General features: G+C 72.9%; 10 protein-coding genes and 1 pseudogene. All 11 read left to right on the top strand.

Annotated elements, in window-relative coordinates; all coding sequences use genetic code 11:
• Positions 1 to 4 precede the first annotated feature (4 nt).
• The gene (locus ACI1MP_RS21795) at positions 5 to 694 is read left to right on the top strand and encodes a response regulator transcription factor (protein WP_100588321.1); all 690 of its coding nucleotides are present in this window, start codon (positions 5 to 7) and stop codon (positions 692 to 694) included.
• A 129-nt stretch (positions 695 to 823) separates the two neighbouring features.
• On the top strand, positions 824 to 1,738 hold the full coding sequence (locus ACI1MP_RS21790) for a Rossmann-like and DUF2520 domain-containing protein (RefSeq protein WP_152645210.1): 915 nt from the start codon (positions 824 to 826) through the stop codon (positions 1,736 to 1,738).
• On the top strand, positions 1,738 to 2,643 hold the full coding sequence (gene panC, locus ACI1MP_RS21785; RefSeq protein ID WP_380336022.1) for a pantoate--beta-alanine ligase: 906 nt from the start codon (positions 1,738 to 1,740) through the stop codon (positions 2,641 to 2,643). Before ACI1MP_RS21790 ends, panC begins: the two co-directional genes overlap by 1 nt.
• Before the next feature lie 47 nt (positions 2,644 to 2,690).
• Positions 2,691 to 3,137, top strand: a complete 447-nt coding sequence (panD, locus tag ACI1MP_RS21780; RefSeq protein ID WP_043914829.1) for an aspartate 1-decarboxylase — start codon at positions 2,691 to 2,693, stop codon at positions 3,135 to 3,137.
• A 16-nt stretch (positions 3,138 to 3,153) separates the two neighbouring features.
• On the top strand, positions 3,154 to 4,767 hold the full coding sequence (locus ACI1MP_RS21775; protein WP_380336018.1) for an L-aspartate oxidase: 1,614 nt from the start codon (positions 3,154 to 3,156) through the stop codon (positions 4,765 to 4,767).
• Positions 4,768 to 4,960: 193 nt separating this feature from the next.
• Positions 4,961 to 5,938, top strand: coding sequence for a carboxylating nicotinate-nucleotide diphosphorylase (gene nadC / locus ACI1MP_RS21770; protein ID WP_100588317.1), 978 nt, complete (start codon positions 4,961 to 4,963; stop codon positions 5,936 to 5,938).
• 23 nt (positions 5,939 to 5,961) lie between these two features.
• Positions 5,962 to 6,756: a type III pantothenate kinase gene (locus tag ACI1MP_RS21765; protein ID WP_035863765.1), complete on the top strand. Its 795-nt coding sequence runs from the start codon at positions 5,962 to 5,964 to the stop codon at positions 6,754 to 6,756.
• A gap of 119 nt (positions 6,757 to 6,875) precedes the next feature.
• On the top strand, positions 6,876 to 7,568 hold the full coding sequence (locus ACI1MP_RS21760) for a hypothetical protein (RefSeq protein WP_052509634.1): 693 nt from the start codon (positions 6,876 to 6,878) through the stop codon (positions 7,566 to 7,568).
• A gap of 276 nt (positions 7,569 to 7,844) precedes the next feature.
• Entirely contained in the window at positions 7,845 to 9,509 is a 1,665-nt protein-coding gene (locus ACI1MP_RS21755; protein ID WP_404869293.1) for a hypothetical protein, read from the top strand.
• 269 nt (positions 9,510 to 9,778) lie between these two features.
• Positions 9,779 to 11,515, top strand: coding sequence for a hypothetical protein (locus ACI1MP_RS21750; protein WP_404869292.1), 1,737 nt, complete (start codon positions 9,779 to 9,781; stop codon positions 11,513 to 11,515).
• A 140-nt stretch (positions 11,516 to 11,655) separates the two neighbouring features.
• Positions 11,656 to 13,146, top strand: a pseudogene (lysX, locus tag ACI1MP_RS21745) (bifunctional lysylphosphatidylglycerol synthetase/lysine--tRNA ligase LysX); the annotation flags it as partial.
• Between the last annotated feature and the right edge of the window lie 25 nt (positions 13,147 to 13,171).

The following is a 13,171-nucleotide window of genomic DNA, read 5'->3' as shown; positions in this document are numbered from 1 at the left end:
ACCGATGCCGATCCGCGTGATGCTGGTCGACGACCAGGAACTGCTCCGCACCGGCTTCCGCATGGTGCTGCAGTCGCAGGGCGACATCGAGATCGCCGCCGAGGCGGGCGACGGCCAGCAGGCCCTGGAGGTGCTGCGCACCGCCGAGGTGGACGTGATCCTGATGGACGTCCGGATGCCCCGCCTCGACGGCGTCCAGGCCACCCGCCGGATCTGCCTCGACGACCGCGGCACTCCCATCGAGGGCGCGCCCCGGGTCCTCATCCTCACCACCTTCGACCTGGACGAGTACGCGTTCGCCGCGCTCAAGGCCGGCGCGTCCGGCTTCCTGCTCAAGGACGTGCCGCCGATCGAACTCGTCGCCGCGATCCGGGCCGTGCACGGGGGCGACGCGGTGGTCGCGCCGACCACCACCCGCCGCATGATCGACCGCTTCGCGGAAGTCCTCCCCACCCCCGCCTCGACGCCCGGCTCGGCCGTCCTCGGCCCGCTCACCGAACGCGAACGCGAGGTCTTCCTGCTGGTCGCCCAGGGCCTCTCCAACGGCGAGATCGCCGCCCGCCTCGTCCTCTCCGAGGCCACCGTCAAGACCCACGTCGGCCGCATCCTCGCCAAGCTCGGCCTCCGCGACCGCGTCCAGGCCGTCGTCCTCGCCTACGAGAACGGCCTCGTCCGCGCCGGCGAGACTCCCTGACCCCCTGCGCCCACCATCTCCTGTTCTCCGGCGGGTCACGGGCAGGTGGGTGGGCGCAGGAAGGGCGGCGACCGTTGCCCGTACCATTGACCGGTACGTCTGGTACCCGTCGAGGACTGGAACGGAAGAGTGCTGCACGACTTCGGAGACCCCTCCGACCCCGGTAACCGCCCGGCCCGGCTTGCTGTCGGGGTGGTCGGGGCCGGCCGGGTCGGTCCTGCGCTGGGTGCGGCGCTGCAGTTGGCCGGGCACCGGGTGGTTGCCGCGTCCGGCGTGTCCGCGGCTTCGCGGCGTCGCGCCGAGTCCCTGCTGCCGGGCGTCCGCCTGGTGACGCCGCCGCAGGTGATGGCGGCGGCCGATCTGGTGCTGCTGACCGTCCCGGACGACGTGCTGCCCGATCTGGTGAGCGGTCTGGCCGCGACCGGTGCCGTCCGTCCGGGCCAGATACTCGTCCACACCTCGGGCGCCCACGGCGTGGCCGTGCTGGAGCCCGCCACCCGCAAGGGCGCGCTGCCGTTGGCGCTGCACCCGGCGATGACGTTCACCGGCACCTCGGTGGACGTGGCCCGGCTGGCCGGCTGCCCGTTCGGGGTGACGGCGCCCGAAGAGCTGCGTCCGGTCGCGGAGGCCCTGGTGGTGGAGATGGGCGGCGAGCCGTCCTGGATCCCCGAGGACGTCCGGCCGCTGTACCACACGGCTCTCGCGCACGGCGCGAATCACCTGGTCACGCTGGTCGCGCAGGCGATGGAGCTGTTGCGCACCGCGGGCGTCGCCGAGCCCGGCCAGATGCTCGGCCCGCTGCTCGGCGCGGCCCTGGACAACGCCCTGCGCTCCGGTGACCTGGCCCTCACCGGCCCGGTCGCCCGGGGCGACGTGGGGACGGTGCGCAAGCACCTCGACCGACTCGCCACCGTGACCCCGGACATCGGCCAGGCCTACCGGGCGATGGCGAAGGCGACCGCGCAGCGTGCGGTCGCCAACGGATCGTTGAAGCCGGAACCGGCGGCGGCGCTGCTGGACGTACTGAACGAGGAGAAGCACTGATGGCACGCGACAGGCGCCCGGCGAAGGCCCCGAAGGCCCCGAAGGTCCGCAAGGCGGTGCTGACCCGCACCGTGGAGGAGTTCGAGGCGGCGTTCTGGCCGGACGAGCAGCCGGTGGACAACGCCGTGGTGATGACCATGGGCGCGCTGCACCAGGGCCACGCGGCGCTGGTCCGGGAGGCCCGCCGCCAGGTCGGCAAGGACGGCCGGGTGGCCGTCACGGTGTTCGTGAACCCGCTGCAGTTCGGCGCCGGCGAGGACCTGGACCGCTACCCGCGCTCCCTGGAGGCGGACGTCGCGCTCGCCGAGGAGATGGGCGCGGACGTGGTGTTCGCCCCGTCCGTGGACGAGGTGTACCCGAACGGCGAGCCGCTGGTGCGGCTCTCGGCGGGCCCGATGGGCGAGGGCTTCGAGGGCGCGTCCCGCCCCGGCCACTTCGACGGCATGCTGACCGTGGTCGCCAAGCTGCTGCACATCACCGACCCGGACTTCGCGGTCTTCGGCGAGAAGGACGCCCAGCAGCTGGCGATCATCCGCCGGATGGTCGCGGACCTGGACTTCGACGTGGAGATCGTCGGCGTCCCGACCGTCCGCGAGGAGGACGGCCTGGCGTTGTCCTCCCGCAACCGCTTCCTCTCCGACGACGAGCGCACCCGGGCGCTCGCGCTGTCCCGCGCCCTGTTCGCCGGCCGTGACGCCGGTGCCAAGGGCGCCGCGGCCGTCCGCGAGGCGGCCGCCGCCGTGCTGGACGGCGCGGACGGCATCTCCCTCGACTACCTCGCCCTGATCGATCCGATGTCCTTCACCGAGGCGCCGGACGACTTCCAGGGCGAGGCGGTGCTCGCGCTCGCGGCCAAGGTCGGCTCGACCCGGCTGATCGACAACGTCGGCATCATCGTTCGGTAAGTAGATTCGGCAGTAGCCCCGGCATGCACTCAGAGAGGCGTGACCACATGCTCCGCACCATGCTCAAGTCCAAGATCCACCGTGCCACCGTCACCCAGGCCGACCTGCACTACGTGGGATCGGTGACGGTCGACGAGGACCTGCTCGACGCCGCGGACCTGCTCCCCGGCGAGCTGGTCCACATCGTCGACATCAACAACGGCGCCCGGCTGGAGACGTACACCATCGCCGGCCCGCGCGGCTCCGGCATCATCGGCATCAACGGCGCCGCCGCCCGTCTGGTCCACCCCGGCGACCTGGTGATCCTGATCGCCTACGGGCAGATGGACACCGCCGAGGCCAAGGGCTACCTGCCGAAGGTGGTGTTCGTGGACGAGCACAACCGGATCACCGGCCTGGGCGGCGACCCCGCGGACGCCCCCGAGGGCAGCGGACTGCTGCGCGGCGACGCCGCGTACGGTGGGGCCGACGGCGCGGCCGTCGCCGCGCACTGAAGGAGCAGCTGAAGCCATGTCGCACCGCCTGACCGCCCCCGCCCCCGGCTGGACCACGAGCACCGACGTCGTCGTGGTCGGCTCCGGCGTGGCCGGGCTCACCGTCGCGCTGAACGTCCGCAAGGCCGGCCTGCGGGCCATGGTGGTCACCAAGTCGATGCTCGACGACGGCTCCACCCGCTGGGCCCAGGGCGGCATCGCCGCCGCCCTGGGCGAGGGCGACACCCCCGAGCAGCACCTCCAGGACACCCTGGTCGCCGGGGCCGGGCTGTGCGACGAGGACGCGGTCCGGACGCTGGTCACCGAGGGGCCGGACGCGGTGCGCCGGCTCATCGAGGTGGGCGCCGAGTTCGACCTGGACGAGGACGGCGAGATCGTCCTCACCCGTGAGGGCGGCCACCACCGGCGTCGGATCGCGCACGCCGGCGGCGACGCCACCGGCGCCGAGATCGAACGCGCCCTGGTCGCCGCCGTCGAGGCCGACCCGGGCCTCGAACTCATCGAGCACGCCCTGGTCCTGGACCTGCTCACCGACGCCGGCGGCCACGCCTCCGGCGTCACCCTGCACGTGATGGGCGAGGGCCAGCGGGACGGCGTCGGCGCGATCCTGGCCCGCGCCGTGGTGCTGGCGTCCGGCGGCATGGGCCAGGTGTTCTCCGCCACCACCAACCCGGCGGTCTCCACCGGCGACGGCGTCGGGCTCGCCCTGCGGGCCGGCGCCGAGGTCACCGACCTGGAGTTCGTCCAGTTCCACCCCACCGTGCTGTTCCTCGGCGCGGACGCGCAGGGCCAGCAGCCGCTGGTCTCCGAGGCCGTCCGCGGCGAGGGCGCGCACCTGGTGGACGCCGACGGCGTGCGCTTCATGCTCGGCCAGCACGAGCTCGCCGAACTCGCCCCGCGCGACATCGTCGCCAAGGCCATCACCCGCCGGATGCTCGCCCAGGACACCGAGCACATGTACCTGGACGGTCGGCACTTCGGCGCCCGGATGTGGGAGCACCGCTTCCCGACCATCCTGGCCGCCTGCCGCACCCACGGCATCGACCCGGTCACCGAGCCGATACCGGTCGCCCCCGCCGCGCACTACGCCTCCGGCGGCATCCGCACCGACCTGCACGGCCGCACCACCGTCCCCGGCCTGTACGCCTGCGGCGAGGTCGCCTGCACCGGCGTGCACGGCGCCAACCGCCTCGCCTCCAACTCGCTGCTCGAAGGCCTGGTGTTCGCCGAACGGATCGCCGCCGACCTGGCCGGGCTCGCCGAGGCCGGCCGGCTCCCCGCCCGCACCGTCAACACGGACGCGGCGCACGCCGCCGCGCCCGTTCCGCTGCTGCCGGCGGAGAGCCGCGGCGCGATCCAGCACCTGATGTCCACCGGCGCGAGCGTGATCCGCTCGGCGGAGTCGCTGTCCGCCACCGCGAAGGGCCTGGCGGCCCTGGCCGACCCGGCCCACCCCGCCTCGCCCTCCGTCGAGACCTGGGAGGCCACCAACCTCCACCAGGTCGCCACCGCCCTCACCGCCGCCGCGGCGCTCCGCGAGGAGACCCGCGGCTGCCACTGGCGCGAGGACTTCCCCGACCGCGACGACACCCACTGGCAGCACCACATCACCCACCCGCTCGGCGACTGACCGGCGTCCCCGCGTTCTTCGTGCCCCGCAGGGGCGCGAAGCGCAGGTCGACCGACCGAATACCTTTGACCCGACAGCCGGTTGCACCGCCCGAGGAGCCCAGCCCCGCCGACACCGGATCCGACTCCTCGCCCGCCCGACCTCGCGCGGTTCCCCGCGCCCCTGGTTTCACTCCCCTCTTGGAGCCCCCTACATGTCCCACGACGAACTCCCCCTCCTCACCGCCGAGTCCGCCGAAGGCGGTTGCGGCGACGGCTGCGCGTGCGGTGACGGCGAGGTGTACGAGACCGGGCTGGACCCGGCCCTGGCCGAACTGCTGGAGGCGGCGGGCCTGGACCCGGTCGAGGTCGAGGACGTGGCGATGATGGCCCTGTCCGAGGACCTGGCCGGCGGCGAGGACGTCACCTCGGTGGCGACCGTCCCCGCCGAGGCCGTCGCGACCGCGGACTTCACGGCCCGCCAGGCGGGCGTCGTCGCGGGTCTGCGGGTCGCCGAGGCGGTCGTCTCGCTGGTCTGCGAGGACGAGTTCGAGGTCGAGCGGCACGTCGAGGACGGCGCTGCGGTCGAGGCCGGCCAGGTGCTGCTCTCGGTGCGCAGCCGCACCCGGGACCTGCTCACCGCCGAGCGTTCGGCGCTCAACCTGCTGTGCCACCTGTCCGGCATCGCCACCGCCACCCGCGCCTGGGCGGACGCCCTGGCGGGCACCGGAGCGGTCGTCCGGGACACCCGCAAGACCACGCCGGGCCTGCGCGCGCTGGAGAAGTTCGCGGTCCGTGCGGGCGGCGGCGCCAACCACCGGATGGCGCTCTCGGACGCGGCGCTGGTGAAGGACAACCACGTGGTGGCCGCCGGCGGCGTCGCCGAGGCGTTCACCGCCGTCCGGGCCGCGTTCCCGGAGCTGCCGATCGAGGTCGAGGTCGACACCATCGAGCAGATCACCCCGGTGCTGGAGGCCGGCGCGGACCTGATCCTGCTGGACAACTTCAGCACCGAGCAGCTGCGCGAGGCGGTCGCCCTGGTCGCGGGCCGGGCCAAGCTGGAGGCTTCCGGCGGTCTGACCCTGGCCACCGCGCGCGAGGTCGCGGAGACTGGTGTCGACTTCCTGGCCGTCGGTGCCCTGACGCACTCCTCGCCGATCCTGGACATCGGCCTGGACCTCCGCAGTTCCTGACCCTTCCAAGCAGAAAGCGCCCCATGCTCCTCACCATCGACGTCGGCAACACCCAGACCACGCTCGGCCTGTTCGACGGCGAGGAGATCGTCGAGCACTGGCGGATCTCCACCGACCCGCGCCGCACCGCCGACGAAATGGCGGTGCTGCTCCAGGGGTTGATGGGCGCCCACCCGATCGTCTCGGCGGACGACCGGGTGGCCGGCCTGGCGATCTGCTCCTCGGTGCCGGCGGTGCTGCACGAGCTGCGCGAGGTGACCCGCCGGTACTACGGGGACGTGCCGGCGGTGATCGTGGAGCCGGGCGTGAAGACCGGCGTGCACGTGCTGATGGACAACCCGAAGGAGGTCGGCGCGGACCGGATCGTCAACGCGCTGGCCGCGAACCACCTGTACGGCGGGCCGTGCATCGTGGTCGACTTCGGCACCGCCACCACCTTCGACGCGATCAACGCGCGCGGCGACTACGTGGGCGGTGCGATCGCCCCGGGCATCGAGATCTCGGTCGACGCACTGGGCGGCCGCACCGCGATGCTCCGCAAGATCGAGCTGGCCCGCCCGCGCAACGTGATCGGCAAGAACACCGTCGAGGGCATGCAGTCGGGCATCCTGTACGGCTTCGCCGGGCAGGTCGACGGCCTGGTCAACCGGATGGCCAAGGAACTCGCCAAGGACCCGAACGACGTCCAGGTGATCGCCACCGGCGGCCTGGCCCCGCTGGTCCTCGGCGAGGCCGACTCGATCGACGTGCACGAGCCGTGGCTGACCCTGATCGGCCTGCGCCTGATCTTCGAGCGCAACCGGCCGGCCACCGCCTGACGGCGGCTGACGCCCGGTCGGCCGCCGACCGGGCGTCAGATGCACCATCTCATAGGCCAATCGGGACAAACACGTCCTCAATCGCCATAAGTCGGACGTACGCCACGTACTGTCGAGCCATGCCAACGCCACACGGATCGCGCGGCGGCATGGCCTTCAGCGCCGACGAAGTCCGGGTGCTGCGCCGTGTCCTCGCCCAAGCCCTCTATCCGGCCGCGCCCGACCGGCTCCCGATCCCCACCGCCGCGGGCGAACTGTGGGCCGAGGACGTCCAGGACGCGCTTCGGCTCACCGAGGCCATCGACGAGGCGGTCCAGGAGGGCGGGCGGCTGCGCTCCTTCCTGCTGGCCGACCTGGGCCGCTACCGCTCCGCGCTGCCCGGCAGCGCGGGCGGTTACCTGGAGCGGCTGGAGGAGGCCGTCACCGACGGCTACCTGCCCACCGCCGAGGACCTCTCCGCCCTGCGCGCCCTGTCCCGCCAGCCGTGCGGACAGCACGAGCACGCCCGCCGCTCCCGCCTCGCCGGGCGCTGCCACGCACTCGCCGAGGCGGAGGTCCGCGAGCGGCTCTCCCTCGGCTCCGGGCAGCGCCACCTCGCCGCCGTACCGAGCCCCGCGTCCGAACCCCACCCCGCCATCCCAGTTGGAGGACGGTTCCCGATGAGCGACCAGCACCCGCAGTCCCCCGCCGACCGCCCCCGCCCGCGCCGGATGCCCACCCCCGCCGAGCTCTTCGGCCGCCGCACCCGCCCCGCCCCCGAACCCCCCACCGACACCGACCAGCAGGAACTCGCCACCGGCACCGACGGCTGACGCCCCGTCGGCTCCCCCCGGCCCCCTCCCCGGAGGGGGCTTTCCGGTCAGCGACTCGACCGCCCCTTCTCCTCCCGGACCACCCGGCACGACAACTGACGCTCCGTCATTCCCGTCACCTCCCTGCGGGAGACCTGCTAACGCTCGGGTAACGATCCCGGACCGATCCGAACGATCCTGCCCCGAAGTGTCCGATTCGGGCCGGAACGGCGCTCGGATCCACCCCCTAACGTCGGGCGCGCACATCATGTGCACACGATTCTTTCTGGGGGGAAGATGCACATCTCGCGCTCCCGCTCGCTCGGGCTCGCCTCGGCCCTGGCCGTGCTCGCCCTGGGCAGTGCCACAGCGATTCCGGCGCACGCCGCCGACGCCACGCTGAAGATCGAGGCCCCGGACTCCGTCGCCGTGGACCCGTCGTCCACCGCGCCGGACCACGGCAGCAACTCCACCGCGGTCCAGCTCCACCTGACGCTCAGCGACCACCCGGCGCCCGCCACGGGCCGCGTCACGGTCGACCTCGCCCCGCTGCAGGGCATCGCCTCCGTCATGCCGCAGTCCGGCTGCACGATCGCCGACCAGGTGCTGACCTGCGACATGCAGACCATGTACGACGGCAAGCTGGACCTGCGCTACTACCTGTACGGCCCCGCCGCCGCCCGCGAGGCCGGCAGCAGCGCCGTGCTGCACACCACCGCGGTGTTCGACGGCCGGACCGCCACCGCGGACACCAAGGTGACCCTCGGCGGCAGCAACCTGACCGTGAAGGAGGTCGACACCAACCGCGACCTCAAGCCGGGCGACACCTGGACGCCCGACATCGCCGTCACCAACAAGGGCCAACTCCCGGCCTCCCAGCTGTACTTCACCTTCACCGGCAGGATGGACCTGTCCTTCGTCCCGCGCTTCTCCAACTGCGAGTACGGCACCAGCGCCAACGGCGACGTGGTGATCTGCACCGTCCACTCCGAGGTGGCGGCCGGTGAGACGGTCCACCTGGACCCGATCGGGTTCAAAGTCGACTCCACGGCGTACTACGCGTACGAGGACGTCCGGGTCACCGCCACCGCACCGGCGAAGGACGGCTGGCTCGGCGGCTACACGTTCACCCCCGGCCCGCCCGGCGGCCCCCGGCTCACCGTCGGCAAGCCGGAGACCCAGGGCGCGCCGAACGGCGTGATCGACTTCGGCCGCAACAACGCGGTCGCGCTCGCAGCGGTCGTCCCGAACACCGCGGACTTCTCGGTGGAGGGCGGGTGGGCCCCGGACCAGGGCAGCGGCCTGGGCGAGCTCACCGTCGGCATGGCCGACAACGGCCCCGCGTCCATCTTCTGGCGCTCCGGCTCCTACCCGGCGATCGTCCGGGTGACGGTCCCGAAGGCCGTCAAGGTCCTCAACGGCTCGCAGCCCAAGTGCGGGCTCAACCAGCAGAACCAGGACCCGGCAGTGACCGTCTGGGACTGCACCACCAGCCCGTACATCAAGAACGGGCAGCGCTACTGGTCCTTCTTCACCCTGGACCTCGACCACAACGCCGGCCTGTCGGCCAAGGTCACCCTCCCGTCCATCGGTGAGGACGGCCAGGACAGCGGCATGCCGTGGGACCCGGACAAGAGCAACAACGAGGTGGTCATCCCGCTGGGCACCACGACGAACACCACCCGGCCGACCGTGCCGGGCGGCTCCGCCTCGCCCGGCACGCCCACCCCGGGCTCCTCGGCCTCGGGTTCCCCGGCCGCCACGCCCAGCACCTCGCCGTCCACCAGTGCCACCGCCTCCCCGTCGACGTCCGCGTCGACCTCCGCGGTCGGCGGCAGCCTCGCCTCCACCGGCGCGGACGGCATGGGCACCACGGCGACCGCCGGCGGCGCCGCGATCCTCCTCGGCGGCGGCGTGCTCGCGCTGGCCAACCGTCGCCGCAAGCGCGGCGCGCACGAGTGACCGCCACGGCCTGAGCGGCCGTCAGCACGCCCGGAGCCCCCGGGGATCCGCACCTGCGGACCCCGGGGGCTCCGGGCTTCTCACGCGCCGACTCGTGGAGATGTGTCGACATCGTGGGGCGTTGGCGGAGGAACGGCGATCAAGATTCGGTAACGGGTGCGGGCGAAAGCGGCCGCCGCGTCCCGAACTGTCCGAAATCACACTGCTCGGATGTCCGAAAACCACCCTATGGTCTGGGTCGATCGCATCCGAAAGATCGAAGGATCACCGTGGGCAACTCGCGCATCACGCGCCCGGCCGCCATCGGCGCACCGCTGGCCGCCGCCGCCATCCTGGCCCTTACCTCGGCTCCCGCGCACGCCGCGGACGAGCTCCGGCTCGACGTCCCGTCCGCCTTCACGCTCCCGGCCGCGCCCGCCACCGGCGACGCCACCCCGGTGGAGCTGCCGGTCGGCTCGTCCGGCCCGATCGCCGCGAACGCCTCGCGGGAAGTCGTCGTGACGTACGACGCCACCGGCCTGGCCGGCATCGCGAGCTTCGCGCTCAACCCCGGCTGGGGCACCGGCTGGGGCACCAAGTGCAACACCACCGGTCAGGTGTCCACCTGCACGTTCACCGTGCACTCCTGGCCGAATTCCACCACCTTCGGCAGCCAGTTCAACCCGACGCTGACCGCCGTCAAGGGCGCGCCGCAGGGCCAGGCCGGCCACCTGCGGATCAGCCAGGGCTGGGCGGGCGGCCCCACCGGCCCCGCCGCCGACATCGCGGTGTACGCCGGCGGCCCGAAGCTGGAGCTCGACCAGAACCTGGGCAACCGGCCGGTCGACGCCGGCAAGCCCGGCGCGGTCATCAAGCAGCCGCTCCGGGTGACCAACAACGGCACCCTGGAGAGCGGCCAGCTGGTGGTCGGGGCCCAGCTCTCGCCGGGTCTGACCTTCAAGCAGCACTACGCCAACTGCTCGTACGGCACCTACGCGGGCGGCGAGAAGAACGAGGTGTTCAAGGACACCCAGGCGGCCATCTGCACCATCAACACCTCGGTCAAGCCGGGCCAGACGGTCACCGTCGACCCGATCGAGGCCGTGGTCGGCTCCGACGCGCTGTACCCGGACATCGACTTCGTCGTCTCCTCCGGGGTCAACGACGACCTCAAGTACGTCCGCGGCGGGTACACGTTCACGCCCGCCTCCAACACCGGCCCGCGGCTCACCGCCGGCCTCCCGGAGAACCCCGCCGCCAAGCCCGGCCCGCCGAACATCGGCCCGCAGGCGCGGAACTCGGCGATCGTCCAGTACAACGTCACCACCAACGCGGACTTCTCCGCCCGCGGCGCCTGGACCCCGGCCGACGGCGGCCGGAAGGGCACCCTGGCGGTCACCGTGCACAACGGCGGACCGGCCTCGGTCGCGTACCTGCGCAGCGGCAACTCCATCGCCTCCGCCCTGGTGACGCTGCCGTCCGGCGTCACCGTCTCCGGCAAGCTGCCCGACGGCTGCGGCGCCCGCGAGGAGCGCCCGAACGTCGTCGCCTGCAGCCTCCCGATGTGGCTGCTCAACGGCGCGGACCGGACCTTCGACCTGCCGCTCGCGGTCGCCGCCCCGGCCACCGGGCCGAAGGCCGTCATCGCGCTGACCACCGAGCAGGGCGCGTACGAGAGCAAGGTCGAGGCGCTGCCGTACGACACCGAGAACGCCAACAACACGGTCTCCGTGACGCTCGGCTCCACCGCCGTGACCGCCACCCCGAGCGCTCCGGCCACCCAGCCGGCCGGCGGGCAGTCCACCGCGCCCGCCGGGAACGGCTCCGGCGCCGGCACCGCCCCGAGCACCGGCGCGACCCCGACCGCCACCGGCAGCAGCACCGCGGGTGCGGGCAGCGGCGGCGGCCTGGCGTTCACCGGTAGCGAGGGCACCGGCACCATGGTCGGCCTGGGCGTGGGCGCCATCGTGCTGGGCGGCGGCGTGATCGCCGTGGTGGCCCGCCGCCGGCGCGGCACGCACGGCTGACGCGATGTCAGGAGCCCCCGGGCCGCCAGGTCGGCGGCCCGGGGGTCCGGCGTCGCCGGGCCCGGGGGCCGCGCGACGCGATATCCCGTGGCGGAACAGCCCGTGAGCCTGGCTACCCTGGTGGGGTGAGCGATCAGAGCACTCTCCCCGCGACCGACGACCTTCCCGAGCAGATGCGCGTCCGGCGCGAGAAGCTGGACCGGCTGCGGGCCGCCGGCATCGACCCGTACCCGGTCGGTTTCCCCCGTACCTCGACCATCGCCGAGCTGCGGGACAAGCACCCCGACCTGGCGCCGGACACCGCGACCGGCGAGCGGGCGGGCATCACCGGCCGGGTGATCCTGGCCCGCACCGGCGGCAAGCTCTGCTTCGCCACGCTGCGCGACGGCTCCGGCGACCTCCAGGTGATGCTGTCCCTGGACAAGCTGGGCGAGGAGCGGCTGGCCGCCTGGAAGGCCGACATCGACCTCGGCGACCAGGTCGGTGTCGAGGGCGAGGTGATCACCTCCCGCCGCGGCGAGCTGAGCGTGATGGTGGACCGCTGGGAGCTCACCGCCAAGTGCCTGCGTCCGCTGCCGGACAAGCACAAGGGCCTGACCGACCCGGAGGCCCGGGTCCGCCAGCGCTACGTCGACCTGATCGTGAACCCCGAGGCGCGCGAGATCCTGCACCTGCGCAGCAAGGTCGTCCGCTCGATCCGCCGCACCTACGAGGAGCGCGGCTACCTCGAGGTCGAGACCCCGATGCTGCAGCCGGTGCACGGCGGCGCCAACGCCCGTCCGTTCACCACGCACATCAACGCGTACGACATCGACCTCTTCCTGCGCATCGCCCCCGAGCTGTACCTCAAGCGGCTGGTGGTCGGCGGCGCCGAGAAGGTCTTCGAGATCAACCGGAACTTCCGCAACGAGGGCGCGGACTCCACCCACAACCCGGAGTTCACCTCGCTGGAGTCGTACGAGGCCTACGGCGACTACGACACCCAGGCCGAGCTGATCCGGGCCACCATCGTGAACGCCGCGCGGGACGCGCTGGGCACCACCGTGGTCAGGGGCCTCGGCCCGGACGGCGCCGAGCACGAGATCGACCTCGCCGAGCCCTGGCAGGAGGTCTCGGTCTACCCGGGCATCTCCGCCCACCTGGGCACCGAGGTCACCCCGGCCACCTCGGTGGACGAGCTGCGCAAGCTCGCCGACGAGGCCGGCATCCCGTACGAGAAGGAGTGGGGCCACGGCCAGATCGTCCTGGAGATGGTCGAGCGCCTGCTGGAGCACCACGCGATCAAGCCGACCTTCATCAAGGACTACCCGACCGAGGTGTCCCCGCTGACCCGCCGGCACCGCTCGATCGAGGGCGTCGCGGAGAAGTGGGACCTGGTGATCTTCGGCACCGAGATCGGCACCGCCTACTCCGAGCTGATCGACCCGGTCGAGCAGCGCGCCCGCCTGACCGCGCAGTCGCTGCTGGCCTCCGGCGGCGACGTCGAGGCGATGCAACTGGACGAGGACTTCCTGCGCGCCCTGGAGTACGCGATGCCGCCCACCGGCGGCCTCGGCCTCGGCGTGGACCGCCTGATCATGCTGCTGACCGGCAAGAACATCCGCGAGACGGTGCTGTTCCCGCTGGTCAAGCCCCAGAAGGCGGAGAAGACCGAAG

Source organism: Kitasatospora griseola (assembly GCF_044999035.1).
In the GTDB taxonomy this organism is placed as follows: Bacteria; Actinomycetota; Actinomycetes; order Streptomycetales; family Streptomycetaceae; genus Kitasatospora; species Kitasatospora griseola.
Note: the sequence above shows the minus strand (reverse complement) of the source record. Positions and strands in the feature narration are given on the sequence as shown.